This window comes from Streptomyces europaeiscabiei, from assembly GCF_001550375.1.
In the GTDB taxonomy this organism is placed as follows: domain Bacteria; phylum Actinomycetota; class Actinomycetes; order Streptomycetales; family Streptomycetaceae; genus Streptomyces; species Streptomyces europaeiscabiei.
In genome coordinates this window covers 1-26,950 of the sequence record NZ_LRTR01000732.1, presented here as the reverse complement: position 1 = coordinate 26,950, position 26,950 = coordinate 1, and the positions used below count along the sequence as shown (strand labels likewise).

20 protein-coding genes and 2 pseudogenes are annotated in these 26,950 nt (G+C 68.7%); 7 read left to right on the top strand and 15 right to left on the bottom strand.

Annotated elements, in window-relative coordinates:
• Together AWZ10_RS36435 and AWZ10_RS36430 are read right to left on the bottom strand one after the other, a co-directional pair.
• Window positions 1-387: PAS domain S-box protein (locus tag AWZ10_RS36435; protein ID WP_159058486.1), on the bottom strand; the 387-nt coding region annotated here is incomplete at its 3' end.
• Window positions 388-828: 441 nt separating this feature from the next.
• The gene (locus AWZ10_RS36430) at window positions 829-1,845 is read right to left on the bottom strand and encodes an ATP-binding protein (RefSeq protein ID WP_060893150.1); all 1,017 of its coding nucleotides are present in this window, start codon (window positions 1,843-1,845) and stop codon (window positions 829-831) included.
• 482 nt (window positions 1,846-2,327) lie between these two features.
• Between AWZ10_RS36430 and AWZ10_RS36425 the strand changes: the two genes are divergently transcribed.
• Window positions 2,328-3,302: an LPXTG cell wall anchor domain protein gene (locus AWZ10_RS36425; RefSeq protein WP_037690386.1), complete on the top strand. Its 975-nt coding sequence runs from the start codon at window positions 2,328-2,330 to the stop codon at window positions 3,300-3,302.
• 201 nt (window positions 3,303-3,503) lie between these two features.
• Here AWZ10_RS36425 and AWZ10_RS36420 read toward each other — a convergent pair whose 3' ends face one another.
• From AWZ10_RS36420 to AWZ10_RS36405, 4 genes are all read right to left on the bottom strand, one after another.
• A complete protein-coding gene (locus tag AWZ10_RS36420; protein WP_060893153.1) occupies window positions 3,504-3,887 on the bottom strand; it encodes a hypothetical protein in 384 nt (127 codons plus the stop codon).
• Window positions 3,888-3,997: 110 nt separating this feature from the next.
• Window positions 3,998-5,173 carry a hypothetical protein gene (locus AWZ10_RS36415; protein ID WP_060893149.1) on the bottom strand — a complete coding sequence of 392 codons (1,176 nt, stop codon included), beginning with the start codon at window positions 5,171-5,173 and terminating at the stop codon, window positions 3,998-4,000.
• Between the two features lie 178 nt (window positions 5,174-5,351).
• Window positions 5,352-5,648 carry a hypothetical protein gene (locus tag AWZ10_RS36410; protein WP_060893148.1) on the bottom strand — a complete coding sequence of 99 codons (297 nt, stop codon included), beginning with the start codon at window positions 5,646-5,648 and terminating at the stop codon, window positions 5,352-5,354.
• Window positions 5,648-5,962 (bottom strand): hypothetical protein, encoded by a 315-nt coding sequence (locus AWZ10_RS36405; RefSeq protein WP_060893147.1) that lies wholly within the window; start codon window positions 5,960-5,962, stop codon window positions 5,648-5,650. Before AWZ10_RS36405 ends, AWZ10_RS36410 begins: the two co-directional genes overlap by 1 nt.
• Window positions 5,963-6,127: 165 nt before the next feature.
• Between AWZ10_RS36405 and AWZ10_RS36400 the strand changes: the two genes are divergently transcribed.
• Entirely contained in the window at window positions 6,128-6,394 is a 267-nt protein-coding gene (locus AWZ10_RS36400; RefSeq protein ID WP_060893152.1) for a GntR family transcriptional regulator, read from the top strand.
• An 8-nt stretch (window positions 6,395-6,402) separates the two neighbouring features.
• Here AWZ10_RS36400 and AWZ10_RS36395 read toward each other — a convergent pair.
• Window positions 6,403-6,778 (bottom strand): annotated as a pseudogene (locus tag AWZ10_RS36395) (Scr1 family TA system antitoxin-like transcriptional regulator); the annotation flags it as partial.
• A gap of 148 nt (window positions 6,779-6,926) precedes the next feature.
• Here AWZ10_RS36395 and AWZ10_RS36390 point away from each other — a divergent pair.
• The 3 genes from AWZ10_RS36390 (at window position 6,927) to AWZ10_RS36380 (ending at window position 13,675) form a co-directional block, all read left to right on the top strand.
• Entirely contained in the window at window positions 6,927-11,726 is a 4,800-nt protein-coding gene (locus AWZ10_RS36390) for an ATP-binding protein (protein WP_159058485.1), read from the top strand.
• Window positions 11,710-13,092, top strand: coding sequence for an esterase/lipase family protein (locus AWZ10_RS36385; protein ID WP_244172666.1), 1,383 nt, complete (start codon window positions 11,710-11,712; stop codon window positions 13,090-13,092). The genes AWZ10_RS36390 and AWZ10_RS36385 overlap by 17 nt, the downstream gene beginning before the upstream one ends.
• A 169-nt stretch (window positions 13,093-13,261) precedes the next feature.
• Window positions 13,262-13,675: a hypothetical protein gene (locus AWZ10_RS36380; protein WP_060893144.1), complete on the top strand. Its 414-nt coding sequence runs from the start codon at window positions 13,262-13,264 to the stop codon at window positions 13,673-13,675.
• On the opposite strand, the gene AWZ10_RS36375 is transcribed toward AWZ10_RS36380, so the two are convergent.
• The gene (locus AWZ10_RS36375; RefSeq protein ID WP_060893143.1) at window positions 13,657-14,124 is read right to left on the bottom strand and encodes a DUF6174 domain-containing protein; all 468 of its coding nucleotides are present in this window, start codon (window positions 14,122-14,124) and stop codon (window positions 13,657-13,659) included. The genes AWZ10_RS36380 and AWZ10_RS36375 overlap by 19 nt on opposite strands.
• Window positions 14,125-14,268: 144 nt before the next feature.
• Between AWZ10_RS36375 and AWZ10_RS54375 the strand changes: the two genes are divergently transcribed.
• On the top strand, window positions 14,269-14,640 hold the full coding sequence (locus tag AWZ10_RS54375; protein ID WP_079104589.1) for a hypothetical protein: 372 nt from the start codon (window positions 14,269-14,271) through the stop codon (window positions 14,638-14,640).
• 21 nt (window positions 14,641-14,661) lie between these two features.
• On the opposite strand, the gene AWZ10_RS36365 is transcribed toward AWZ10_RS54375, so the two are convergent.
• The 6 genes and pseudogenes from AWZ10_RS36365 to AWZ10_RS36340 all read right to left on the bottom strand — a co-directional run.
• Window positions 14,662-16,083: an ATP-binding protein gene (locus AWZ10_RS36365; RefSeq protein WP_060893141.1), complete on the bottom strand. Its 1,422-nt coding sequence runs from the start codon at window positions 16,081-16,083 to the stop codon at window positions 14,662-14,664.
• Between the two features lie 461 nt (window positions 16,084-16,544).
• Window positions 16,545-17,159: a hypothetical protein gene (locus AWZ10_RS53150; protein WP_046707345.1), complete on the bottom strand. Its 615-nt coding sequence runs from the start codon at window positions 17,157-17,159 to the stop codon at window positions 16,545-16,547.
• 126 nt (window positions 17,160-17,285) lie between these two features.
• Window positions 17,286-18,191 (bottom strand): hypothetical protein, encoded by a 906-nt coding sequence (locus AWZ10_RS53145; protein ID WP_060893140.1) that lies wholly within the window; start codon window positions 18,189-18,191, stop codon window positions 17,286-17,288.
• Window positions 18,192-18,354: 163 nt separating this feature from the next.
• Window positions 18,355-19,701: a glycoside hydrolase family 43 protein gene (locus AWZ10_RS36350; protein ID WP_060893151.1), complete on the bottom strand. Its 1,347-nt coding sequence runs from the start codon at window positions 19,699-19,701 to the stop codon at window positions 18,355-18,357.
• A 59-nt stretch (window positions 19,702-19,760) separates the two neighbouring features.
• On the bottom strand, window positions 19,761-21,761 hold the full coding sequence (locus AWZ10_RS36345; RefSeq protein WP_060893139.1) for an RICIN domain-containing protein: 2,001 nt from the start codon (window positions 21,759-21,761) through the stop codon (window positions 19,761-19,763).
• A 213-nt stretch (window positions 21,762-21,974) separates the two neighbouring features.
• Window positions 21,975-22,261: pseudogene (locus AWZ10_RS36340) on the bottom strand (winged helix-turn-helix transcriptional regulator); the annotation flags it as partial.
• 114 nt (window positions 22,262-22,375) lie between these two features.
• On the opposite strand from AWZ10_RS36340, the gene AWZ10_RS48815 reads away from it, so the two are divergent.
• Window positions 22,376-22,528 (top strand): hypothetical protein, encoded by a 153-nt coding sequence (locus tag AWZ10_RS48815; protein WP_319054378.1) that lies wholly within the window; start codon window positions 22,376-22,378, stop codon window positions 22,526-22,528.
• Between the two features lie 105 nt (window positions 22,529-22,633).
• Here the strand turns inward: AWZ10_RS48815 and AWZ10_RS36335 are convergent, their stop codons facing one another.
• Window positions 22,634-26,563, bottom strand: coding sequence for a glycoside hydrolase family 2 TIM barrel-domain containing protein (locus tag AWZ10_RS36335; RefSeq protein WP_060893138.1), 3,930 nt, complete (start codon window positions 26,561-26,563; stop codon window positions 22,634-22,636).
• Between the last annotated feature and the right edge of the window lie 387 nt (window positions 26,564-26,950).

The following is a 26,950-nucleotide window of genomic DNA, read 5'->3' as shown; positions in this document are numbered from 1 at the left end:
CCAGGCGCCGGGGGCCGACGGCGAGGTCGTCGCGTCGGCCGAACGGTCGGGATCGGCCGAGGCGGCCGCCGCGGTCGCCTCCCGCGTCGGGACGACGCGGACCATCACCCTGACGCGGTGACCGTCGCGGTGGCGGGCGGTGAGGATGCCGGACCAGCTCCCGAGGAGGCGATGGGACTCGGTCAGTGAGCCGATGCGGTCGCCGTCCTCGTCGACCAGGAGCGTGCAGACACTGCGGCCCAGGATCTCGGCCGCCGGATACCCGAAGAGGCGCTCCGCGTCCTGGGTCCAGCTCGTCACGAACCCGTCCGCGTCGATCAGCAACGGCGCGGCATCGGCCACGTCGAAGCGCTGACGGGAAACGGCACTGTCCCTGTCGGTCCCCACGGCGACCCTCTCTGTCGCTGAGACGCCCTCAGGCCCCATTATTCACCTTGTGTGATCGCAAGCGGCCCAACTCGTGACGGCGCAAATCACACGGCCGCACGCCGTGGCGCGCGGACCGGCACGCACCAAGCACCCACCAGACACGCCGCCGCCGCGCACGAGCCACACAAGACCGGGCCGGATCGGGCGTGATCGGGACGAAGCCACCCGCACGAACACCCCGAAGCCGCACACACGGACGCCCCCACCCCGACCGCCCATGCAGCCGTACGCCCGGCAATGCGCTCCTGTGCGCCCCTGTGCGCCCCCCAAGCTCCGGCGTATCGAACCGAGCGCCCCCTTCGCGGGAGGGGTGCGGAGGGGGCGCTCGATGGCCGGTTATGGCCCGTCGGGAAGGTGGGACCGAGGTGAGGGTCGGGGCTTTGGGTGTTCCTGTTCTGATCAGAAGGAGACCGCGGAGGGGGAGGCGGACCCGGCGGCGGAGGGCAGGGTGGCTGCGGACCCGGCGGCGGCCAGTGCCTGCGGGCCGTGGCGGAACCCGGGGTCCACCTGGGCGGCCAGGTCGTGCCCGGTGGCGTCGTTGGCCCAGGCGGTGGCGTTGCGGAGGTGGAACTCGACGGCGTGGCGCTGGAAGGTGGCCCAGTCCTTCGTACGGGCGTCGACGGCGGCCTTGAGCTGTGTCAGTACGTGCAGGTTGTGCGCCTCCAACTCGCCCTGCTCCCGACCCTGTTCCTGCGCGCGGACGTACGACGACTGCACGCAGTACGCCAGCAGGTCGTCGCCCACGTGCTCCTTGAGGAAGAGCAGGTCGTCCTCGCCGGTGACCTTGTTGCCGACGACGGCGATCGGGATGCCGAACTCGGCGGCGTGCTCCCGGTACTGCCGGTACACGGACACGCTCTTCCGCGTCGGCTCGGCGACCAGGAAGGTCATGTCGAACCGGGTGAAGAGCCCGGAGGCGAAAGCGTCCGCGCCGGCGGTCATGTCGACGACGACGTACTCGCCGGGCCCGTCGACGAGATGGTTGAGGTACAGCTCCACCGCGCCGAGCTTGGAGTGGTAGCAGGCCACGCCGAGGTCGCTCTCGTCGAAGGCGCCGGTGACCATGAGCGGCACCCCGTCCACGCGCTCGACGTGCCGGCCGTGGATGTCGTCGTCCCCGAGCAGCCGCAGCAGCCGCGAACCCCGGCCCGGCGGGGTCGTCTTGACCATGGCCTCGCGGGAGACGATCCGCGGGTTCGTGCCGCGCAGCAGGTCCTTGATCTCGCCGGTGCGCGAACTCAGCGGCGGCGCGCCGAAGTCGTCGTCCTCGTCGAGGCCGAGCGCGTGCGCCAGGTGCTGGTTGATGTCACCGTCGATCGCCACGAGCGGCGCGCCCGAGCGGGCGAGGTGCCGGGCGAACAGTGCGGAGAGCGTCGTCTTGCCACTGCCGCCCTTGCCTACGAAGGCCACGCGCATGGACCGTCACCCCGCTCGCTCCCGGCGGCACCCTTGACGCCGATAATGAAAACGAATGTCATGACGGTAGATTCGAGAGCAGGGCGCGCGATTGTCAAATCCGCCTCATATGGGCCGCCCTGTGCGCGGAGGTGGGTTGGTGAACCCTTTGCGGTTCGGCGACCCGGCGTTGGGGCGCCGTTGAGGTCTCCGTGGGCTCCCGGAGGAGCCAATTCCCCTTGTGCCCCAAATGTGCAGTGCGTGTGGCGCAGATGTTCCCGACGGGCTGCCGAACAAGGCCGACGGACGGGTGTTTCCCGAGGTTGACAGCCCCTACTCCTTGGTAAACGATGTGCAGACTCTGTGGCTCAAGTGACCCCTGAGCCCGGTGTTTTCTTTGACTACTCACACCCTGGCGCGGCCCGGACCGACGTGGCTGCGTGCTGCCGTCCTGCCGCCGCGCCCCGGGTCTCGTACGTTCCGAGTTCGAGAATGGGATCTGCATGTCCATAGCGAGACGTGTCATCGTGAGCCGCCTGATGGGGACGGGCATCGCCGCTCTCGCGCTGAGCGCGGCCGTGTCCGGTCCGGCCTTCGCCACCGACACGCCCGGCGGTGATGGTTGGGGCAAGAAGAGCTACGCCCCCGGCCAGGGTGCGGGCACGCCCACCGAGACCGACCGCTGCGAGTTCTCGCTGGACGGCGTGAAGTTCGCCGACTGGGTCAAGCTCGACGACCAGAACCTCAAGCCCACCGAGGACGGCAAGGTCCACATCAAGGTCCGTGCCGCCTCCGACGCCACGACCTGCACGGTCTCCCTCGCGTCCTACCTCGCCCACGGCCCGACGTTCGGCACCTCCGGCGAGCAGGTCTTCGTCGACTTCGACACGGTGACGGTCAAGCAGGGCGGGACGGACTCCCTGGACATCGCGGTCCCCGACGCGGGCTGCTACGGCCAGGTCGACCTCTACCGGGGGAAGGTGAAGTTCGACGGCAAGCTCGACGCGAAGGACGGCTTCGAGCACGGCGACGTCCCCAAGGGCCCCGACCGCCCGGTCATCAAGGACAAGCTGATCGCGGCCTGGAACGGCGGCACGAAGGACTGCACGACGGAGCAGCCGCCGGCCGAGGAGAACCCCCCGGCGGAGGAGCAGCCCCCGGCCGACGACCAGCCGCCCGCCGAGGAGCAGCCCCCGGCTGAGGAGCAGCCGCCCGCCGAGGAGCAGCCGCCGGCGGACGAGAACCCGCCGGCCGACGAGAACCCCCCTGGCGACGACACCCCGAAGGCCGAGTCCCCCTCGCCCTCCGACTCCGCCCCGGCGGTCCCCACCCCCAACGGCGGTGAGCCCGGCGACCTCGCCGAGACGGGCGGCGGCAACGCCATCCCGATCGCGATCGGCGCGGCGGGCCTCGTCGCCGCGGGTGGCGTGATCTTCGTGGTGACGCGACGCAAGGGCGCGAACCGCACGGCTTCGTGACGCGACGCGAGAGCGCGAGCCGCGCGGCTTCGTGACGCGACGCGAGAGAGCTTGAACCTCAGCGGCGCCCGGCCTCTTCCGAGGCCGGGCGCCGCCGTGTTGTGGTTGTCGGTGCGTCCCGTCGGCTCAGCGCACGTCGACGTAGTCCCCGGTGGCCTTGGCCGTCGCGCTCGGCGCCCCGCGCCCGGTTACCGAGTCCGGCTACAGGGCCGCCCCGCGAAAGCGGGCCAGGAGAGCCTGAGCCTGCCCTGCGTCCGCGTCGAAGAACTGCGTGGCCGGCGCGGGCGACACAGCCGTCCCCTGCATCCGCACCTCATGGCAGGTGAAGCAGAACGCCGCCTCGAACAACGCCAGGTCGAGCGCGGCGTCGTACGCCCGGATGCCCCATCCCGGCGAGAAGCCGCAGCGATGCTGTGCGCTGCCGGGCAGGGTCCCGATCAGGGCCAGTATGTCGGCGGCCTCGCCCTCGGCCCAGTGGGCGACGACCGCACCGGGGTAGGGGTCGCCCCGCCGCCTCGGCAGGCCGGAGATCCTGACGACTTCGATCAGGACGGTGGCGGCGACGGCCGGTGCGGGGAGCTGCATGAACGCAGTGTGCCTGTGGCCGGTACCGGCCACAGGCTCTTTTCCGTCGGTCTCCAGGGCGGCAGGCGCCGTGGACGCGGCCCTGGGGCCGAGGCCCCAGGGCGACTCGGTTAGGCAGCCACCAACTGCCCCGTGGAGGTGACGGTGAACGCCCGCCCCCGTACGGCGAAGTCCGACGTGCCGCCGTCGTCCGCCCAGGCGAGGAAGACGGACTCGGCTCCGTCGCCGAAGGCCGACGCGGCGCAGACCTGGAGGCGATCGCCGGCCGTAGCCGTACTGACCTGCACCTTGTCGCTGAGGGAGAGCGCGGTGTCGGAGCACATCTTCGCCATGACTTTGGGGACGGTGTCGAAGGTGGTCGCGCTCTTCTCCACCCAGGCGAGGAGGAAGCGCCCACCCGGCAGAGGGGTGAGGGCCGGGCTGGACCGGTTGAAGTCCCGCGGCTGGCCCGCGGTCACGCTGGTGATCTCGACGCCACCGCTGCCGGGGTCGTAGATGCTGGCCTCCACGGTCGTCTGCGGGACACCGATGTCGCTGGGCCCGATGCCGTCGATGTGCGCGACGACGAACCGTCCGTTGTCGAGCAGCGTGATCGCGTTGTCCCCCTTGAATCCGGAGGCGTTGGGCTGGATCTCGCCGCCCTGCGGAATTCCCTCGAAGTCGAAGACCCGGAAGGTGAGCCGGCCTCCTCCGACCGACGAGGGGTCGGTCGTCCAGGCGATGGCGTAGTTCCCGTTCGCGAGAACCGTCACGGCCGGGTTCACATGGAACCCCTCGGTGGTGTTGACCGTGAACTCCGGCCCGGCCTTGATGCCTTCGGAGGTGAACCGCTGGGCACGGATCCGCTGGTCCGCGCGGGAACCGGCCCAGGTGACGAGGCAGCCGCCGTCGATCATGTTCGTGACGGACGGTCGGGTCTTGGGGTCGATGTCGGAGCCGTTGACCTGGACCTCGGACCCCGACGGCTGCCCGCCGACGAATCGCCTCAGTTTCAGCTGCGGGCCGGGCGGAGGATTGAAGGCATCCTCCCTCCACACCGCGAACGAGGAGAACCCCGCGGACTCGATCGTCGGCCACTGCCGATTGGTGTTGCCGCCGGGCGGCGTAGCCGCGCTCACCTGGAACTCCGCGCCGAGTTTGGCCCCGGTCATGCCCAGGTTCTGCCCCTTGATACCGGCATTGCTCTCGTCCGCCCACATGGCCACGTACTGCGTGCCGAAGACCGAGTCGACGGACGGTTGGAACTGAGCACCGCTGGTGGTCGTACTGACCAGAATCTCGCCCATGGCCGTACTCCGTTTCGTCTCTTCACTGCAGATGACGGATGCAACGGGTGCAACGGGTGCAACGGCTGCAAGGGAGGTCCAGGCGCGGCGCTACGGCCAGCGTGACACGTACCGGACGCCCCTGCATCCGCACCCCTGAGGCGTCCGTGGTCACCACCCGGCGAGTGGCCCCGCGTCGTCAGCCGAGCCGTCGCGTCAGCCGCTGCCCCCGACTCTCGGCAACCCGAAGCGCGTCGCTGAGGGCTTCACTCAACCGCTCGGCCAGAAACTGGAGTTCACCACCCGGAGCAGCCTCCGCCAACATCTCCCCCGCATGAGCAAGCAGCTCACGCCCCATCCCGAGCTGAATGGCCTCCGCGGCATCAGCCACCCGCGACACCGGCCCACCTCCGCCGTCGGTCACCAGATAACAGGCCTTGCCCTCACCCCCGACCCACGGCAACAACCGCACCTCACCCGGCGTTTCGCCCCCCATCAGGCGACCTCCACCCCATGAATCCAGCACGACCCGGGCATGTCCAACCCGATCGCCGCCATCGCCAACTCCCGCCGCCGCAGCCGCTGCTCATGGGCGGCGAGGTAGGGGCGCACAGCGACGGTTCGGGCGCCGTCGAATACCTCGTCGAGCCCGTATGGGGACCGGTGCGTGGGGAGGGGGGTCGGGGGCGTCTCCGCCCAGCTGGCGGGTGTCGGCGCGACGTGTAGGGGGACACCGGCCCGCCGCCTGCCCGTGCCGGGAGTGAACAGAAGCCGGAGCCGCAGGGCGATACGGCGGATAGGGTCGAGCACTGTCGGCGCTCCTCTTTCAGCGTTGGCCATGCCCCGGGAGGTCTAGCCACCTCGCCGGGGTTTTCCATCTCGCCTGACAGTAGCGACACCCGGTGCACCTGTCTACACCTAGGTGCACCGGCAGCCCTCTATGTTCGAATCTCCGCCGCTGTGTACGGTCCTGCCGTGATTGAGTTTGACCCCACCAGGCCCAAGTGGGTCCAGATCGCCGACGTGCTCCGGACGAGGATCGCGAGCGGCGAGTACCCGCCCCGAACATTGATCTCCGAAGTGCGGCTGGAGCAGGAGTTCGGCGTGGCGCGAACGACTGTCCGCAAGGTGACCGCAGCCCTCCGGGAGGACGGCCTGATCATCACAACCCCGGGCATGGGCTCCTTTGTCGCAGAAAAGCCTTCCATCACAGGTGACGTCCCTGTCGACTCGACTGACTAAGGGCGCCGTCAGGCCGCACCAAGCTCCTGGCGGGCCGTACTGATCACCTGGTGCGCCTCAGCGCCGTACACGGCGGACTCCCGCAGGGTGTTCCAGGTCCGCAAGTATGTATTCACGCTGGGCTCGTCCTCGATCGACAGCTCGGAGTGCCAGGTCTCGAGGATCACGCGGCTCGTCGTACATCCAGAAGGCGGTGGCGGGCGGAAGCTTGAGGGCCGCCGTGAACGGGATGATCCCCAACTCGACGGTGTCCAGGCCCACGGCGCCGGACAGCCGGTCGAGCTGCGCGGCCAGGACGGACGGCGGACAGATGCGAGCCCGGAGTGCGGCTTCCTCAAGGAGCAGGTGGAAGCGCTTCGAGGGGTCGTACAAGGACTCACAACGGAGCTGGCCTGATCCCCAGTCGTCACGAATCGCCCACACTGAGTGATATCGAGGTGGATACTGACGATGCGCGCACTGGGCGGTGTGTGCAGGGGGACTTGTCATCCGCTGGAGGTTCCAGATCGTGTACGGGGGACGGTTCGTCGGCGTGGGTGCGGGCGACTACACGGTGCAGGCTCACAGGAAGTTGGCCCATGCGGTCGATGATGTCCTGGCCTTGCGTCAGGTGCTGGGCGACTTCCTCTCAGGGGAGCCGCTGATCAACCCCGCGGAGTCGGAACTGCGGGACTTCCTCAAGGCGCTCAAGCGCTCCATGCCGGACGGCGGCCCCTTGGTGGTGGTGTGGAGTGGCCATGGGTTCTCTTCGGCCAGCGGCCTTCGGCTTCCGGTGACGGACAGTGGGGCGGACGCGGACGACGGTTTCGCAGTCAGTGACGTCGTCGGACCCTGCGCCCTTTCGGGGGCCAACCAGGTGCTGTTCGTCTTCGATACGTGCTTCTCCGGAGAAGCGATCCCAGCGGGCGACCTCGCGACGCAGATCATGCGGCAGACCCAGCCGTCCGGTCAGGTGTGGGTTGGGGTGCTGAGTTCTTGCCTGTCGGTGGAGACGGCGCGGGACGGACTCTTCGGCAAACTCCTGCGGAAGATCCTTGCGGATGGGCCGGACGCACCAGAGCTGAGGGTCCGGTGGTCGCCTCACAACGAGTATGTGCGCGGGGATGACCTGTGCGACGCCGTGTTGAAGGAGTGGGAAAGCGGCATTCAGTCGCCTGATTTTCAAAGCCGAGGCAGTGCCTGGTGGATGGTCCCGAATCCGCTGTACCGGCCAGGGGCCCCGGAACAGGTGGTTGAGCACTTGCTTTTGGCCGCACGCGGTGGTGCTTCCGTGGACGAGAGATCGTGGTTCACGGGGCGGACCGGTCAGGTGAACCAGGTTGTCGGCTGGGTACATGGACGTCGGCCGGGTCTGCACGTGGTGACCGGATCGGCGGGAACGGGCAAGTCGGCGATCGTGGGGCGCGTCGTCAGCCTGTCCAATCCGGAGGAGCGGCGCCGACTGCTGGATGAGGGCCGGGCGTCGAGCCACGTGCTGCCCCGTGAGCGCTCGGTTCACGCGCATGTGCACGCCCGGGGTTTGACGGCGGATCTGGCGGCCGACCTGCTGGCCGGGCAACTGGTGCAGCGAAATGTACTCACGCCACAAGAGATGCGGCGCAATGCCAGTGAACTGGTGGGCCAGGTACAGCGTGCGGTCGAAGACGGAGCAGAGCCGCCCGTCGTCGTAGTCGACGGATTGGATGAGGCACGCGGTGAGGCCTTCACGATCGCCGATGAACTGCTGACACGGCTGGCCCTCCATGCCGTGGTGATCGTGTCCACCCGTGAGCGACAGCGTGGGGACAGCCGCCCTTCACTGGTCTCGACGCTGGCGCCCGAAGGGGCGGATATGGATCTCGACGATCCCGCCCTCGAGCAGCAAGGCAGGGCGGACCTGGCCGACTACGTGCGGCTGCGACTGGAGGCCGTTGACCCGCGGATGGATGCGGCGGTTGTTGCGGCCCACCTCGCAGGGGCGGTCAAGGCCGGAGCGCAACAGAACTTCCTGCTCGCCCGGCTGGTCGCGGACCAGCTCACCGCGGCCCCGTTGGACACAACTGCGGCAGGATGGCAGGACAAGATCAGCGGCTCTATCGAGGACGCGATCGACACGGACCTGGCCAACGTTGCCCCCGCCCCGCACGGACAGGCAGTGCGGGGACTGCCGTCAACAGACCTTGCCAGGACGTTCTTGCGGGCCCTGACCTGGGGGTATGGGGCCGGTTTTCCCGAGGACGAATGGCTCCATGTCGCCAACGCCCTGATGCTGGACGGCACCGAGGTCACGCGTGAGGACCTCACCTGGGTCTTGGACCAGCTCGGTCGTCACATCGTGCAGGACGGCGAGGCCGGCGTCGCGGTCTACCGCATGGCACATCAGAGCCTCGCCGACCATCTCCGTCACCCTTACGGCGGTTCACCGGCACAGCCCTTCAACCCGCAGGCGCTTGCAGTCGCTCAGGCTCTGCTGACTCGATATCGCGCGCTCCTCAGCGGTGGGGTCCCTGCTGAAGCGCCGGCGTATCTGTGGCGCTATGCGTGGCGTCACGTGGCGGACGCCGGACCGGGCGGCTTGGAAATGTTGAGAACACTGTCGGAGGAAATCCCTGCCTTGCAGCCTGACGTAGCGTCGGCAGCGCTGTCGATGGCCGAACGATTCCGGTACTGGGGTCGGCGGGTGGAGGCGGTGGCCCCGGCCGAGGAGGCGTCCGGCCTTTACCGTGCTCTGGCGCAGGACAACCCCGCCTTTGTGCCCGACCTGGCCATGGCGCTCAACAACCTCGGCGTCCGCTACAGCGAGGTGGGTCGGCGGGTGGATGCGGTGGCTCCGGCCGAGGAGGCGTCCGGCCTTTATCGTGCTCTGGCGCAGGACAACCCCGCCTTTGTGCCGGACCTGGCCATGGCGCTCAACAACCTCGGCAACCGCTACAGCGAGGTGGGTCGTCGGGTGGATGCGGTGGCCTCGGCCGAGGAGGCGTCCGGCCTTTATCGTGCTCTGGCGCAGGACAACCCCGCCTTTGTGCCGGACCTGGCCATGGCGCTCAACAACCTCGGCGCGTCCTACAGCGAGGTGGGTCGGCGGGTGGATGCGGTGGCTCCGGCCGAGGAGGCGTCCGGCCTTTACCGTGCTCTGGCGCAGGACAACCCCGCCTTTGTGCCCGACCTGGCCAGCGCGCTCAACAACCTCGGCAACCGCTACAGCGAGGTGGGTCGGCGGGTGGATGCGGTGGCCCCGACCGAGGAGGCGGTCCGCCTGCGCCGTGCTCTGGCGCAGGACAACCCCGCCTTTGTGCCCGACCTGGCCATGGCGCTCAACAACCTCGGCGCGTCCTACAGCGAGGTGGGTCGGCGGGTGGATGCGGTGGCCCCGACCGAGGAGGCGTCCGGCCTTTATCGTGCTCTGGCGCAGGACAACCCCGCCTTTGTGCCCGACCTGGCCAGCGCGCTCAACAACCTCGGCGCGTCCTACAGCGAGGTGGGTCGGCGGGTGGATGCGGTGGCTCCGGCCGAGGAGGCGTCCGGCCTTTGCCGTGCTCTGGCGCAGGACAACCCCGCCTTTGTGCCCAACCTGGCCAGCGCGCTCAACAACCTCGGCAACCGCTACAGCGAGGTGGGTCGTCGGGTGGATGCGGTGGCCCCGACCGAGGAGGCGGTCCGCCTGCGCCGTGCTCTGGCGCAGGACAACCCCGCCTTTGTGCCCGACCTGGCCATGGCGCTCAACAACCTCGGCGTCCGCTACAGCGAGGTGGGTCGGCGGGTGGATGCGGTGGCCCCGACCGAGGAGGCGGTCCGCCTGCGCCGTGCTCTGGCGCAGGACAACCCCGCCTTTGTGCCCGACCTGGCCAGCGCGCTCAACAACCTCGGCAACCGCTACAGCGAGGTGGGTCGTCGGGTGGATGCGGTGGCCCCGACCGAGGAGGCGTCCGGCCTTTATCGTGCTCTGGCGCAGGACAACCCCGCCTTTGTGCCCAACCTGGCCAGCGCGCTCAACAACCTCGGCGCGTCCTACAGCGAGGTGGGTCGGCGGGTGGATGCGGTGGCCCCGACCGAGGAGGCGGTCCGCCTGCGCCGTGCTCTGGCGCAGGACAACCCCGCCTTTGTGCCCGACCTGGCCATGGCGCTCAACAACCTCGGCGTCCGCTACAGCGAGGTGGGTCGGCGGGTGGATGCGGTGGCCCCGACCGAGGAGGCGGTCCGCCTGCGCCGTGCTCTGGCGCAGGACAACCCCGCCTTTGTGCCCGACCTGGCCAGCGCGCTCAACAACCTCGGCAACCGCTACAGCGAGGTGGGTCGGAAGGCAGAAGACGCCTGGGCTGACGTGCTCAGCGATGTTGATTCGAGAAGCGCGGCATTCCTGCTGCTGTTCCGTGCGTCTAGGGCGCAGCCCGGGGACACCGATGCTGTGGCCTGGCTCGCCACGATGGCAGGGGTCGCAGATGCCGGTTCTGAGCTTCTTGGTGTCCTGCACTCAGAGGGGTGGCGACATCGAGCCGCTGCCGGCTCTGAGGCATTTGACGATGTCTGGCGTGAGCACACCGGTGCAGAACCTCCGGCTTGGCTCTCAGTAGATGCCGACCTGGTGGCAGCGGCGCAGGTCTGGGTGGAGACAGAGACCTATACCGCGGAGCGGGACCATCTAGCCGCTCATCCCGAGCTGCTCACCCCAGAAGCTGACAGTGCTGTGGACGAAGTCCTGCTACTCGTCGGCCAGGAAGCGCAGCGCTACCGCGACATCCGCCAGGTGGCCCAGAACGACAGTGTTGAGAGCGCCTACCGTCCCCTGCTGCTGACGATCCTCGCTCAGGAGTTCGCCGTCGCTGACCCGCCCAGTCAGCGACGCCTGCTCAGCGAGCGTCGTGAGGACCTCTTGGACGACATCGTCCTCGACGTACTCTCCCGTCTGGTCGCCGACTCCACACCGGAAAACACCCCCACGTTCACCCAGGCACAGGCTCTTCTTCAATTGGCGCAGCTCGGTGAACACGGACCGGCCTTGGACGCGCTTGAGGATCCTTCCCGCTTCCCCGAACTGCTGCAAGAGCATGCTCGGCGCCCGGATCCGGCCCCGTTGCACCCGACGGCTGTTCTGGCGCTCACCGCCGCCACAAGTGCCCAACTTGCGGCCACGGCCGTGTTCCACCTTGCCGTCGCCACCGTCCTCAGCGGAGACACCGACCAAGCAGACCAGCTGCTGATCTCCGCGCACGGGCTCCTTCCTGAGGCTGGCGCGGCGTGGATCAACGAACTGGCTGACATCGCACACCACCATCGCGCGGCTCTGTCACTCATCCCCACACTCACCCGGCAGCCTCCTGCCGACTCCCCGGAGGAGCATGATGCCCCCAACTGATCTGGTCGTCGTCCTGCCCGGCATCATGGGCAGCACGCTCCGCAGCTCCGACGGCCTGGTCTGGGCCCCGTCCGCCGGATCCGTTCTGCGCGCCGTCAAGAGCTTCGGCCGGTCCGTCACTCGCCTCCAACTCCCCGAGGGGATCGGTGACGAGCACCCGGAGGACGGAGTCCACCCTGTGGCTCTGATGCCGGACCTGCACGCACTGCCGGGCATCTGGACACCCGTCAAGGGATACGACCTCCTCCTGAAGCGGCTGCGCTCCCTGGGATACCGCGAAGCCACCGACAGCGCCGACGCCCCGCCCGGCAATCTGCTGCCCGTCCCCTACGACTGGCGCCTGTCCAACCGCTGGAACGGCCAGCACCTGGCCAGCATCGTCGAACCCGCGCTCGAACGCTGGCGCGCCCAAGGAGGCCCGTACGCGAACGCCCAGCTCGTCTTCGTCTGCCACTCCATGGGCGGCCTGGTGGCCCGCTGGTACATCGAACGCTGCGGCGGCGCCGACATCACCCGCAAACTCATCACTCTCGGCACCCCCTACCGCGGCGCCGCCAAAGCCCTCAAACAACTCGTCAACGGCGTCCACCACGGCATCGGCCCCCTCGCTCTGGACCTCACCGCTTTCGCCCGTAGCCTGCCGTCACTTCACCAACTGCTCCCCGAGTACGCCTGCATCGAACACGCCGGCACCCTGGCCAAGACCACTGAGATCAACGTTCCTGACCTGGACACCAAACGCGTGGCCGACGCCATGCGCTTCCACACCGCGGTGAGCGAAGCCGAAGCCAGTCGTCCCGCCTCACTCGCCGCGACACACGCTATCGTCGGCATCCAGCAGTCAACCCCCGCTACCGTGCGCCTCGACAGCGGGCGCGTCGTGCCCGTGGACACCTACCGGGCGGAGAACCTGTTCGGAGACTCCACCGTGCCCATCGTGGGAGCCTGCCGCAGCGACGTCCCCATGGACAGCAACACCCTGCGCCGTGTCCCCGACAAGCACGGAAACATCCAGCGTAACCCCGCCGCACTCGACGAAATCGAAGGCATTCTTACCGCGCGTGATATCGCCGTCCGCGCCCCGCAGACCCTCCACCTGCGGGTCGACCTCCCCGAGCTGATCACTGCCGGGGACGACCTGCCCGTGCAGATCACAGCCATCGACGGCCCAAGGCAGAGCGCCCGCCTCACCGTCACCGACGAAACAGGCCAGCTCGTCGAAGCCCGCGTCGTCATGGCGGACCAGACCCCCACCGACGTGACAATCGACGGCCTTCCACCGGGCGCCTACACGATCGACGTCGCCGGCCCGAGCAGCAACTCGCCGATCGCTCCTGTCAGCAGCGACGTCCTCATCTGGGGTTAAAAGCCACACCCTGGCAGCAACGAGTCACTGGGCCGCTTCCACATCGTCGTCAGGCGGAAGTATTGCCGAGGCCGCGCCTCCGAGGTGCCCGAGATTGAGCAATCCGCAGTCGTCACACGTACCCCGTACGGAGTGCACTCCTACAGAGAACGCGAACGGAGATCAGGACATGGTGAGGAAGCTGTCGCGTGGTGTCGCGTTGGCTGCGAGCCTGGCTGTCCTGCCCCTGATGGCGGCGTGCAGCGGTGGCGAGGGCAAGGACGAGTCCAGCTCTGTTGCCGCGGTGGTCGCGCCGGCCAAGGTCGAGGTCATCGCCGAGCTCACCGGGTGCGAGGTGAAGATCCGGACCGAGGCGGAGGAGCTGCGCGAGGGCGTGTGTCAGACCTCTGTGGGGGATTACCTCATCACCACCTTCCCCAAGGACGAGCTGAAGGAAGTCTGGCTGGAGTCGGCCTCCATGTACGGCGGGAAGTACCTGGTCGGTCCGCAGTGGGCCATCTCAGCCAAGCCCAAGGTGCTCAAGAAGCTGAAGGCCAAGGTGGGCGGCACGATCCGGGACCTGAGTCAGCCGAGCGCCTCGTAGTCGCCGAGGGTGTAGGCCTCCTCGTCGTCGATCGCGTTCTCCTCCCAGTCGATGGAGATGCTGGTCGGACGGCCGTCCTTCGTGTACTCGACGTCCACGGCGTCGGCGCCTTCGTCCCGTGCCGTCTCCGCTTGCTTCAACAACGCCGCGATGGTGGGCACTTCGGTCAGTTTCCGGTCCACCACCCGTCGGCCGCTCTCGTCGATCCCGACGGTCTTCACGACCTTGCCGTCCCGGACCGTCACCTCGAACGTCCCGATCAGCGCCCGCTCGCCCTCGCTCGACTTCAGGGTGTAGCGGTACGAGGAGGGCTCCTCCCATGCGGGCGACGACCTCTTCGCTGTCGTCGGCTCCTCCCCGCACGCGGAGAGCGCCCATAGCAACGTCCCGGCCGTCGCGGCGGCGGTCAGGGCGCGGTGACGGACTCGTACGGTGGCGGTCGTCGGCATGATGGTGGCCTCCTTGTGGGACGGTCACCACTGAGACGCGGGGCGGGTCGGCAACGTTCGGCGGGGTCTCCGCCGACACGCCTGTCGGCGGTGGCGGCGGCCGGAAGGCTCTGTCCGGGGGCGTGCAACGGGCAGGATGGCTGCATGACGAAGCTGTCCGTACCTTCAGTCCGTCGCGCTTCCTCCCATTCGGTGCTGTCGTTGTGGTCGCAGGACTCCGTGTTGTCGATCGGGTCGGTCGGATCGGTGCTCTCCGTGGGATCCGTCGGTTCGGCTCTGTCGGTCGGCTCGATCGGGAGTGCCTTGTCGGTCGGCTCGATCGGTTCCTCCCTGTCGCTGATCTCGACGGGGTCGTGGCTGAGTACCGGGTCGTTGTTCTCCGCGCAGTCACGGTGGTCGGTGCTGTCGTGGCGTTCCCACGGGGGTTTCATGGCCGTGGGAGCGGTAGGGGCGGCCGCCGGAGGAGCACTGTTGTTGGCTCGGGTGCTGCACAAGGCAGAGACCGCCACCGCATGACAACGTTCGGCGGAACCCTGCTCACGCCCTACGCCAGGCGCCGAGCAGTTCCTCGGGGCCGTACGCCGCCTGGAGTCCGGAGCAGCTGATCCCGTTGCGGGAGACCGCCACCAGTGGTACGGGCTGGTCCGTGAGCGTCGCCCGGTGCTTGTGCAGTGCGGCCAGGTCGTGGTTGTCGAACGCGGAGTTCTCCAGCCATTTGACCGAGCCGAGGAAGAGCAGTTGCTTGGCCACCGGCTGCCGGTCGGCGCCCACCAGGTCGATCTCGACGTCGTTGCTGCGGGTCCAGTACCCACCGATCGCCGGGGCGGCGGGAAGGTGCCCGTCCGGCAGGAGGCGGGCGAGGGATTCCCGGACCAGGGGCTCGATCGCGCGGCCCCGCCAGCTCGTCCACTGCTCCTTGATCCGGCCAAGCGTGAGATCTCCCCGCATCCGCTCGATCTCCGCCATGTGCGGATCCAGAAACGCGAGCCAGAAGCGCAGGTAGGGGTCGGCCACGCGGTAGCGGCGTTCCTTCGACGGCCGCAGCGAGAGGGGCAGCTCGGTCGCCACCACCCGCTTCTCGGTCAGGACGTCCGTGGCCCGGGTGAGAGTGGTGTGCGAGATTCCGCCGGCGGCGCGCGCGATGTTGGTGAAGGTCCGCTCCCCGCTTCCGATGGCCCGCAGGACTTCCCTGCTCATGGCCTGCGGGGGAAACTCCGCGGCCAGTGAGCGCTCGGCGGAGACCAGCAGCGCCGAGATCGGGTTGGTCAGGGAGTCGCGGAGGAACTCCCAGACGTCCGCCCCGGCCCGCCACTCCGCGCAGATCAGCGGAAGACCGCCCGTGATCAGGGCGGCGTCGAAGGTGGCTGCCGGTGGAAGGCCGAGCATCTCGCCGATGTCGGCGGGGTTGAGCGGCCCCACGACCATCTCCCGGCCTCGCTGGTGGAAGGGGCGGTCGTAGCTGTTCAGCGCCTCCATCATCGACAGGTCGGATCCGACGAGGAGGAGGAGCACGGGTTTGCGGCTGAGCAGGCGGTCCCATGCCCGCTGGAGCATGCCTTCGAAGGCGTCGATGCGGTCCATGAGATACGGGACCTCGTCGATGACGATCACGCTCGGGCTGTCGTCGGGCAGGATCTCGGCGAGCAGTCTGAACGCCGCGTTCCACTGTCCCGGGGTCTCCTCCGAGAACAGTTCCCGCTCCGGCAGAGTGGATCTCGCGACGGTGTCGAGCAGCTCTGTCAGCTCGTCCTCCGCCGTGCCGCCCGCCGCGGTGAAGAAGAGGTTCGGCGCCCCGGTACGCCGGAGGAACTCCTCGACGAGGCTGGACTTGCCGACCCGCCGCCTGCCCCGCATGAGGATGCACTGACCTGGATTCGCCGATCCGACGGCTTCGTGAACCGCTTGGAAGGCGTTGCGGAGCACGTTCAGCTCCGGGTCCCGTCCGATGAAGCGTCGCATGCTGGAGACTCCCGCGAGAGATAGTATCGCGAGAGATAGTATCTCCGTCGATACCATTTGGCCTGGGTTCGGCGTGGCGCGGCGTGGCGTGGGACGGGATCGGTCGCGGGCAGGGCAGACAGGGCGGGCAGGCGGAGGTCGTCGCCGTACGCCAGTCGCTCGGGAGGTGGTGGCGGCTCTGGTCGATGGTGGAGCGAATGCCAGCCCCGTCCCGTACAACGCAAGAGCCCCACTTCGCGTGGAGCGAAGTGGGGCTCTTGTACTGGAGCGCCGGGCAGGCCTTGCACCTGCATTTCCCCGCAGGAAGCGGGGCGTCTTTCCTTGGACCACCAACGCATTGAGTACTACCGGGAGTTGCTGTTCCGGTGAGCGGCTCGTGATCAACTATAGCGGATCCTCAGGGGTGTTGCATCCCGGCTCAGGCCCGCCGGGATGCGGGGCGGAGCCGGGTCGGATCCGGGTCACTGCAGGTATGCCTGGGGGGCGTACTCGACGCGGAGGTACTTGGCGTTCTGTTCGCCCAGGGCCTTGCGGAGGATCGGCTCGGCGGTGTCGGGGTCGTCCACGCCGATCACGAGGTGGCCGGTGCCGTCGAGGCCGGCTTCGCGCATGTTGAAGGTGCCGTCCCAGCGGTTCATGTCCTCGCTGATGCGGTCGAGGAGGGTGGTGAGGTCCTTCTCGTTGATGTCGCGGTCGTGGAGACGGATGGTCACGCCCTTCTCGGCGGCGTCGCAGACGGCGGTGTCGAAGGGCTCGGAGGGGATGCGGTAGATGTCCACGGAGGCTTCGTCCTCGTCGAGGACCAGGCCGGTGTAGATGGCGGAGTAGCGGCCGGTGACCAGCTTGTCCACGTAGCCCAGGGTTCGGTTCAGGGGGGTGTCGTCCTCCGGCACTCCGTCCCCGGCCTGTCCGGCGATGCCGCCTTTCGGCTGGGTGCCGTGGCAGGTGCTCGAAGGGGTCGATACGGCTTCCACGGTCTGCGCGCCGGCCGTCGAGCCCTGGAGCCCGCCGAGAGCCAGGACGGCGACCGCCACGGCCGCGATCATGCCGGGCCTGGCGGGTGTTCGCTTGGTCATGTGTCCCTCCGGTCCTTCGTACCGGGTGCGGTCCCTGGGTGGGTGGGACCGCGATCGGTACTGAGACGCCGGAGAAGGGCGCGGCGTTCGGCCCGTGGCCCGGAGATTTCCACGCCTTCGCCGCTCTCACCCCTTCCGTCGCGTTCGGAGGGTCGTGCGGGGGTTGCGCCTCCTGAGCCTCGCCCCCCTCCGTGGGCCGCGGACAGCCGGGGTCAGGCGCCAGTATCCGTACGGGTTGTGGAAGAAGTCGTCGTCCTCGAACCGTTCGCACTCCAGACGGTTCATGATCCAGCGGGGGGCGTCCTGGGCGATGCGGAAGCCCTCGCCGTCCTGGACTCCGTGCTCCGGCTGTTCGGTCAGCAGGTAGTACGACGCGATCTTCATGGTGGTCATCCATTCGAGCAGCAGCTCCGGCTCGGGCTCCGCGGTGGCCGTGGAGACCAGCTCCACGTCCGCCTCGCCCAGGAGATGCATGCCGCAGCTGAAGTACATCTCACCGTCGTAGGCCACCGGCACGACCCAGGCCCGGACGAGGGCGCCGACCAGGTCGTCCGCGGTCTCGGCGGCCGCCGCCTCGCTCGCCAGGGCCAGCCACTGCTCCCGACCGCAGGCCACCCCGCTGGACTCGTTCTTCACCGCGGTGGCCCCGTTGGCCAGCAGGGCCGCGGTGACGGCCAGCGCCCGGCGGGAGACGTCGAGGGCATTGGCCTGGGAGATCGGCGGTGACAGGACATAGGCGACCGAGTCGTGTGCGTCCACCGCGGCCCAGTCGTCATCGCCGAACTCGTCGTCGTTGGTGGCTTCGCGGGCACCCACCGCGGCTTCGAATGCCTCACGCATCCGGGGGTCCGGCTCCCGCTGAAACTCGTCGAGTTCGAAGTCCCCGCCGCCCGCCTCGTCGACCACGCGGCTGAGGACGTCGGGATCCAGGCCCACGCCGACCGCGCACAGCACGTGCCTCGGTGTCACACCCGACGCCGGGACCACGAAACGCGTGCCGTCGATGACGTGTCCTTGCCATACCTTGCTCATCGGCACAGCATCGCAGGTGTGCGTACGACGTTGTGCACGACGTTGTGGTGATCTCTGTGGCACCAACACGCTTGGTGGCCGGGCCCGTTCGCGCGGTTCCCCGCGCCCCCCGGGAAACGGGGGGCGCGGGGAACGGTCGGTCACACCGAGCGGGGCCGCTGTCTCAGTAGCCCACCCGGAACGTCGCGTCCGCCTTCTCCGTCGCCGTCGAGATCGGGTCGATGCGGAGCACGTAGTTGCTGTGGCGGATGTGGCGGGTCGGGTTGTTGTACGAGCGGAAGGACGACCACGTCGAGTCCGCGAGGCCGGCGACGCGGGTGAACGTGGCGTCGGCGGCGAAGGTCGACGTGCCGTCGTTCACGTCGAGGCGGAGGTTGTAGTTGTAGTGGCGGAGGTAGCGGGTGGGGTGGCTGACCGACTGGAAGGAGACCCCGGAGGAGTCCGCCAGGCCCGGGACCAGTTTCCACTGGGAGTCGGTGAACGGGTCGAAGGGGTACTCGTCTATGCGGCCCACGTAGTCGCTGTGGCGGACGTAGCGGGACGGGTAGTTGTAGGACTTGAGGCGGTTCCACGTCGGCGCGCCCCACTTGGTCAGCAGGTTGCCGTACTCGCTCGACGTGATCGGGTGGATGCCGCAGTGCTTGGAGTTGAGCGGCTGGGTGTAGAGCTTCTGGTCGAGGGCCGTCCAGGTGCCGGAGGCGATGTCGCTGGACTGCCAGACGTAGAAGACGCCGTTGGGGGTGTAGGTGTCTCCCCAGAGGTACCAGGAGCCGGAGGACAGGGACTTCACCACCGTCGGGGCCTCCGTGCCGCCGTGGGAGGCGGCCGTGCTGAACGGGGTGAAGCTGCCGGGGTTCAGGGTCGTCGAGCGGGCGCCCACCAGGGTCTGGTTCCTCTTGTAGTAGAGGTAGTTGACGCCGTTCACGCCGACCGTGAGGTTGCCGTCGATGATGTCGTAACCGGGGTCGAAGAAGACCTGGGGGTTGGACGTCGTGACGAAGTCGGTCGTGTAGCTGACCATGATGACGTTGTGGCCGCTGCTGTTCACCGAGGAGTAGAGGATGCCGTACTGGCCGCGTGAGGCGTCCCAGTAGGCCTCGGGGGCCCAGCTGTGGGTGGTGGTCATGTCGTGCAGCTTCACGCGCCGGTAGCCGGTGAAGGTCCGCAGGTCGGTCGAGTCCCAGACGTGGATGTACGTGCTGGCGTAGTTCCAGTCGGTGCCCTTGAGGTCCGTCGCCAGGACGACGAACGTACCGTCCTGCTTGCGCATCAGGAACGGGTCGCGCAGGCCGCCGGCGCCCTGGGTCGGGGTGACCAGGGGAGCGTTCTGGTTCAGCGGGGTCCAGTTCAGGCCGTCCTGGCTGACGGCCAGGTGGAGGCCGTAGTTGGCCTCCAGCATGGTGGTGGACTCGGTGAAGTAGACCATCGCGTACGCCGAGTCGGCGGCGTGTGCGGCCCCGGCGCCGAGGGTCATGACGCCGGTCGCGGCAAGGGGGACGGTGGCCGCCATACCGAGGAAGGTACGGCGGGAGGGCCCGCTCGCGTCCGCAGCGGTTGCGTTGACAGGGGTCACGTCCGGCTCCACTTCTGGTTGTTCTGGCCGTTGCAGGACCACAGGACGAGCTTCGTGCCGTTGGTGGTGGCCGCGTTGTAGGCGTCCAGGCAGAGACCGGAGTTGACGTTGACGATCGTGCCGTCGCTGTTCACGTTCCACTGCTGGTTGGCGCCGCCGTGGCAGTCCCAGATGACGACGCGGGTGCCGTTGGAGGTGCCGCGGTCCCAGGCGTCCAGGCACTTGTTGCCGTACACGACGAGTTCCTTGCGGGACGTGTACGTCCAGGACTGGTTCTGGCCGCCGGAGCAGTCCCACAGCTGGGCGTCGGTGCCGTTGGTGATGGTGTTGTCGTTGATGTCCGCGCAGCGGCCGGAGCCCGTGCCGGTGATCAGCGTGCCGTCGGTGCCCGGCAGCGGTCGTACGACGATGCCTTCGAGGGTCGGGGCGCCGGAGAACGCGATCGTGTTGGCGCTGCCCTTCGTCAGTGACATGGCGACGGAGATGTTGCCGGGGGACGAGCCGGTCGGCGGGAAGGAGACCTTCGTCGACGTCTGGCCGTTGACGGTGAGCGTGCCGACGCGGGCGGTCGACGTGTTGTTGGTGTAGGAGACGTCGACCGTCTTCAGGCCGGTGTTTTCTGCGACCACTCCGGAGAAGCTCGACGTGCCGGTGTACGTGCTCGCCGACTGCTCGGTGCCGCCCTTGACCGTGAGCATCACGGAGGAGCCCGCCGGCACGCTGGTGCTGTAACTCGTGCCGGGCGTACCGACGTTCGTCCGGCTCCACAGGTCACGGACGGTCGCGGAGGCGTTCGTCAGACCCAGGTCGGACCAGCGGACGGTCATGTTCTGTGTGGTGGAGGTGCGGTTGAGGAGGACGACCGCGCGGTTGCCGCTGCCGGAGAGGACCTTGCCGTACACCTGCAGGCCGGTGGTGTCCTCGGCGACCTTGACGCCCTGGAGGCCGCGGGGGTCCTGGTCGACGGCGATGACCTCGGGGTTCTTGAGGGTGTTCACCGTCTCGGTGGTCATGGTGGTGAGGTCGTTGCCGGCCAGCAGCGGTGCGCCGGAGACCGCCCACAGGTTCATGTGGGTGCGGTCCTGGCCGGCGGTGAGTCCCATGCCGATCAGCAGCATGTCGGGGTCGTTGTAGTAGCCGGTGTGCTGGGCCGTGGGGTGCACGTTCCGGTCGTAGTTCGTCAGCATGTTCGCGTACGTCAGGGACTGGCCGTGGTAGAAGATGTCCGTGTTCGTCCGCCACATCGGGCCCATGCCCGGTGCCCAGTTCCAGGGGTTGGAGTAGCCCCAGTTGCACAGGGAGAGGGTGAGCGGGCGGCCGGTGGTGGCGGTCGCGGTGGCCACGGCGTCGCTGATCGCCTGGTAGGTCGTCTTCGGGTCGAGGCCCTCGGCGTCACCGCCGCACCAGTCGACCTTCACGAAGTCGAAGCCCCACTTCGAGAACTGCGTCATGTCCTGGACGTAGTGGCCCTCGCTGCCACTGCCGGGCGCGGCCGGGCGGCCGGTGGGGAAGTAGTAGCCGCAGCCGTCCTTGCCGGCGTCGGTGTAGATGCCCGCCTTCAGGCCCTTGCTGTGGATGTAGTCGGCGATGGCCTTCATGCCGCCGGGCCACTCGGCCTCGTCGATGGTGATGTTGCCCGCGCTGTCGCGGGTGCCCTGCCACCAGCCCTCGTCGATGTTGATGTACTCGTAGCCGGCCTCGGGCAGCCCGGCCGCGACGAACGCGTCGACCTGCTGCTTGATCACGTTGTAGTCGACCTTCGCGGCGAAGGCGTTCCAGGAGGCCCAGCCCATCGGGACTTCGGGGACCGGTATCTGTCGGTCCGTCACCGCGACGGGCGCGGCGTCGATGCGCGTTTCCGGGGCGGGCGTCGCGGTCGTCGGCTGGGCGAAGAGCAGGGCGGCTGTCGCGGCGGTCGCCAGGGTGACGGCGCGAATCGCCGCTGCTTTGCAACGCCGTCTGAGACCAAGGGAGTTGGCACGCGGAGGGGAGGTCATGCGGCTCCTTCGATGGATACCCGGAGGTCGATATCTCGAACGGGGATCGGCTCGCCGAACGTACTGGCTGGCCGAAAGTAGAGCCGGGAGAGATGGAAGTCAACGGCTGGGACAGAGGTGGTTTTTGAACCGGTCACAAAGTGGCGACGCCGAGCCCGGAGAGTGGCGACGCCGCAGAGCCGGGAAGGGGCTCGGCGGCACCTTTCGGCGCGCTCACCGAGGACGTACGGCGGCGAGTGGCGGAAACGGCTGCTCCGTCGACCGCTCACGTCCCCAGGCGGCCAGCGGCTGGAGCGCCTCGTTGAGGCGCGTACCGGCTTCGGTCAGCGAGTACTCGACGCGGGGCGGCACCTCGTCGTAGGAGACGCGGTGCCCGACGCCGTCCGCCTCCATCTCGCGCAGATGAGAGGCCAGCACCTTCTCGCTGACACCCGGTAGCAGCCGCCGCAGCGGCGGCAGGGGTGCTCGTGGAGCGCCCAGAGAATCAGAACCTTCCACCTTGCTTGCCGGGCGGGGTGCCCGGTCCTTCAGGGCCGGGGTGAATGCCCGTTCCCGTGTAGCGGGGCAGGGGATTCTTCCCGCACCTCGACAGCCCGGATTGTCCGGAGAACACCATGGCCGTGGCGGAACGGTGGGCCGCCGAGATAAAGGGTCCGGCATACGCCATCGACGCTCAGACCGCTATCAAGGTGACCGACGGCGGCGTCGAGGTCGTCTCCGAGGGGCACTGGAAGCAGTTCAACCCGGCGCGCGAGAAGCGGAGTTGATGTCGGCCCGGTGGTCGGGGCAGGCCGGCAGGACGCTCGGCCGGGAGTGCCCGGCCGAGCGCTTGTCGTCGTCGTATGCCGCTACGCCGAACTCGGTCATGCCCGCTACTGCGTAGCCGTCGGCCTCCTGGACGCCGCCGTCGCCCTGGCCACGTCCGTCAGCGGGCGCAGCCGGTACGTGTACGTGTAGTCGCGGTTGGCGAAGAGCTTGTACTCGTCGTGGGTGTGGGCGCCCCAGCTGTTGTCGCCGCCGACTCCCATCTGGCGGTGGTTGACGCGCAGGACGGGGGTGTCGCGGGGGGTGAGGTGGTAGTCGTGGCGCAGGCCCGTCGACAGGTCCTCCGGGGTGAAGTACGAGGCGTTGATCTCTATCAGCGCGTCGCCCGAGACCAGCAGGCCCACCCCGTCGCGGTCGGTGACGGCGGCCCAGCGGACGTCGGTCTTGTTGCCGTTCTCCTGGGGGCGGATGTAGCCGGACCACTGGTCGGCGATGTTGCCGGAGTAGAGGCCCACGTCGGTGCCGTTGTTGCGGTCCCAGTGGTTCTCCTCGGGGCCGCGGCCGTAGTAGTGCAGGCGCTCCAGGCGGCGGTTGAGGAGGAACAGGGTGCCCACCTCCGGGATGTACGGGAGGGAGGAGGCGCCCGGGTGCAGGGTGTTGTCGACCTTGATCTCGGCGTTGCCGAACACCGTGTAGGTGGTGGTGTACGTCGACTCCGTGGTCGTCGGGAGCGTGCCGCTGACCTTGATCTCCACGGCCCGCTCGCCGAGCGCGCGCACGGTCACGTCCGTGACCTTGCGGTTCGTGCCCGCGTCCCGCCAGGTCTGGTTGCGGGTGTGCTGTCCGTTGCCGTGGTCGTTGTCGGTGGGGGCCCGCCAGAAGTTGGGCACGGGACCGGAGGAGATCAGCCGGGTGCCGTCCGCCTTGAACGACGTGATCGTGCCGCTCGCCTTGTCGACGGTGACGGAGAAGCGGCCCGGGTAGCCCTTTCCGGTGACCGTGACGGCCTTGTCGCTCTCCTCGTACTTGAGGACCGGGACGTCCGCCAGCGGTACGGGTGTCACCGCCGGGCTGCCCGCGTCGACGGACAGCTGCTGCCGGGCCACCTCGAAGCCGGATTCGGCCCACGGGGTGGCGTCCTTGGTGGTGAAGGAGAGTTCGAGGAAGTACTCGGTGCCGGGTGCGGGGGAGGCGGGGAGGCTGAAGGGGACGGTGATGTCCTTGGTGGACAGGGGGCCGACATCCAGCTGGTCACGGGTGAGGCGGCCCTGCTGGATCTTCTTGCCGTCGGCCACCAGGGTCCAACTGCCGTCGAGTTCGCGGAGGTTGGTGAAGAGGTACTCGTTGGTGAGGGTGACCTTCGTCGAGGTCAGGGTGGTGCCGGTGGCCGGTTTCGCGTGGACGGCCTGGTAGATGCGCTTGACCTCGGCCGCCTTGCCGGTGTGGCCACGGTCGGCCTTGACGATGCCGTCCGCGACGAAGGCCCCGTCGTTGGGGTTGTCGCCCCAGTCACCGCCGTACGCGAAGAACGAACGTTCCTTCGCCCTGCTCTCCGCCACCTCGACCGTCGCCGCGTCGAACCAGAACCGCACCCCGTCGTCGCCGGGCCCACGGCTCCCGGAGGCCAGCTCGGTCCGGCTCAGGGCGCGCGCGTACACGCCGGCCCGCCGGATCGTGCCGCTGAACTCGCGCGTCGGGTTGTCCGTGTCGGTGCCGAGCGCGAGCGGAGCGACGTTCACGCTGGGCCGGCGGGTCGTGGTGCGGGTCGCCTTCACCTCGCCGTCGACGTAGAGCGTGAGGGACCCGGCCCCGGCGTCGAAGACACCGGCGACGTGGTGTTCGCGGCCGGTCCAGCCGTCGGCCGGGAGTCCCCAGCTGACGCTGACCCACTGGCCGCCGCCGTAGATGAAGAACTCGATGCTCCGGTCGCTCTGCTTCAGCGCGTACTGCGTGTCGCCCTTGGCGATGATCGGCTGGTGGCCGCCGGTGACGTGCGGGGTGACCCAGGCTTCCAGCGTCAGGGAGCCGGTGAGGTCGAGGGCCGGGTCGCGGGTGAAACCGGTGGCGCCGGACACGCCCTTCTCGCGGCTGAACGTTCCCGCCGCGGTGAGGAGTTGACCCTGCAGCCCGTTCGGGCCGGCATCGGTGAACACCTTCAGCCTCGGGATCGACCAGGTCAGCGACTGGTCGACGAAGTCCCAGATCCAGCCGCCCTGCAGGACGGGGTAGCGCCGTATGAGGTCCCAGTACTTCTTGAAGTTGCCGGTCGAGTTCCCCATCGAGTGCGAGTACTCGATCATCACGTACGGGCGGGTGTCCGAGGTGTCCTTCGCCCGCTGCTCGACCCGCTGCGGACTGTCGTACATCTCCGAGCGGATCTGGCTGATCGTCGGCCGGTCGTCGCCCTCGTACTGGATGACTCGTGTCTTGTCGTACGACTCGATCCAGTCGCGCATGGCGACGAAGGAGGAGCCGCCGCCCGCCTCGTTGCCGAGGGACCAGATGACGACGGAGGCGTGGTTCTTGTCGCGGTGGACCATGTTCCGGGCGCGGGCCACGCAGGCCTTCGTCCACTCGGGGTCGTTTCCGGGAAAGCGGTCGCGGATGCCGTGCGTCTCCAGGTTCGTCTCGTCGACGAGGTAGAGGCCGTACTCGTCCGCCAGCTCGTACCAGAGCGGGTTGTTCGGGTAGTGCGAGGTGCGGACGCTGTTGATGTTGAGCCGCTTGATGATCCCCATGTCCTCGACCAGGTCGGCGCGGGTGAGCGCCATGCCCCGGTCGGGGTGCATCTCGTGCCGGTTGGTGCCGCGGAAGGAGACCGGCTTCCCGTTGATCCGCATCAGCCCGTCCTTGAGGGCGAACTCGCGCAGGCCGACGCGGTGGGAGAGGGTCTCGACGATCTGGCCGCGCGGATCGCGCAGGTGGAGCACGGCCGTGTAGAGGTTCGGGTGCTCGGCGGACCACAGCTCGGGCGAGGGGACGGCCTTGGCGGCCTGGACGGTCACGTCCTCGCCGACGCCGGCGCCGACGGCGACGGACTGGACGAGGGGGCGTGACCAGACGGCGTGGCCGCCGGCGTCGTAGAGCTGGGTCTCGACGGAGTACGCGCCCTCGTGCCCGGCCTCGTACGCGCGGACGCTCGCGGTGACGGACAGCTCGGCGGTCGTGTAACCGTCGCCGAGCGGGGTGTCCAGCTTGAAGTCGCGCAGGTGCACGGCCGGGGTGGAGTACAGGTAGACCGAGCGGAAGATCCCGCTCAGCCGGATCATGTCCTGGTCCTCCAGCCAGTCGCCGTCCGAGTACCGGTACACCTCGACGGCGATCTGGTTCGACCCCGGCTTCAGGTGCTTGGTGATGTCGTACTCGGCCGGGTCGTACGAGTCCTCGTGGTAGCCGACGAGTTCGCCGTTGATCCACACGTAGTGGGCCGACTTGACGCCCTCGAAGTGCAGGAAGGTACGGCGGTCGCCGGCCGTCCAGTCCTTGGGGAGCTGGAAGGTGCGCCGGTACTGGCCGACGGGGTTGTAGCGGGTCGGCGCGTTCGGCGGCTGTGCCTCCTCGCCGAGACCGTTCGGGCCCCACCAGGGGTAGGTGATGTTGATGTAGATGGGGAAGTCGTAGCCGTGCAGCTGCCAGTTGGACGGCACCGGGATCGTGTCCCAGTCGCTGTCGTCGACGTCGGTCTTGTAGAAGTCCTCGTCCCGGTCGCCCGGCCGGTCGACGTACGCGAACCTCCACTTGCCGTCGAGGCTCAGCCGGTACGGGGAGCGGGTGCGGTCGCCGGTGAGCGCCTGTCTGACGTCCGCGTACGGCATGAGGGTGGTGTGGGGTGGTTCGGCGCCGACCTGGAAGAGGGCCATGTTGCCGGACCACTCGGGGGTGCCGTCGGCCTGCGTCCCACTGAAGGGGGCCGCGTAGGCCTCGCCGCCGGAGAGGGCCAGGGCGCCGAGGAGGGCGGCGCCGCCTTCCAGCAGTCGGCGGCGGCTCATGACGGGGCGGACTGCGGGGGTACCTGTGTGCGGGTGCGGGTGGGGCATGTACCGGGGCCTTCCTCGACGACATTGGGAAGTGCGCGTGCTGAGGAGCGTTCGATGCGTCGGATGCGTCTGTTGCTGTCCGAAGTTGTTGAAAAACCGGGCCCACCCTAGGACTTCGAACAGAACGGGAGCAATGAATCTGTCGCACTTTGTGCGGTCGTGAGGGTGGGGCAGGGGGGAGCGGGTGACGGCCACGTGGGTGCGGCCACGTGGGTGCGTGCCCTGGTGTTGCCCCGGCCGCGGCCCGTCCCGCCGCTTACGGTGCCCCCATGGTGGCGGGTGTGGCGTGGGCGTTGTGCGCGGCGGTGTGCATGGGTACGGCGACCGTGCTGCAGGCGCTGGGCGCGCGGCGGGCGGCGGCGGCGAAGGGTGCCGGGGGCGCGCGCG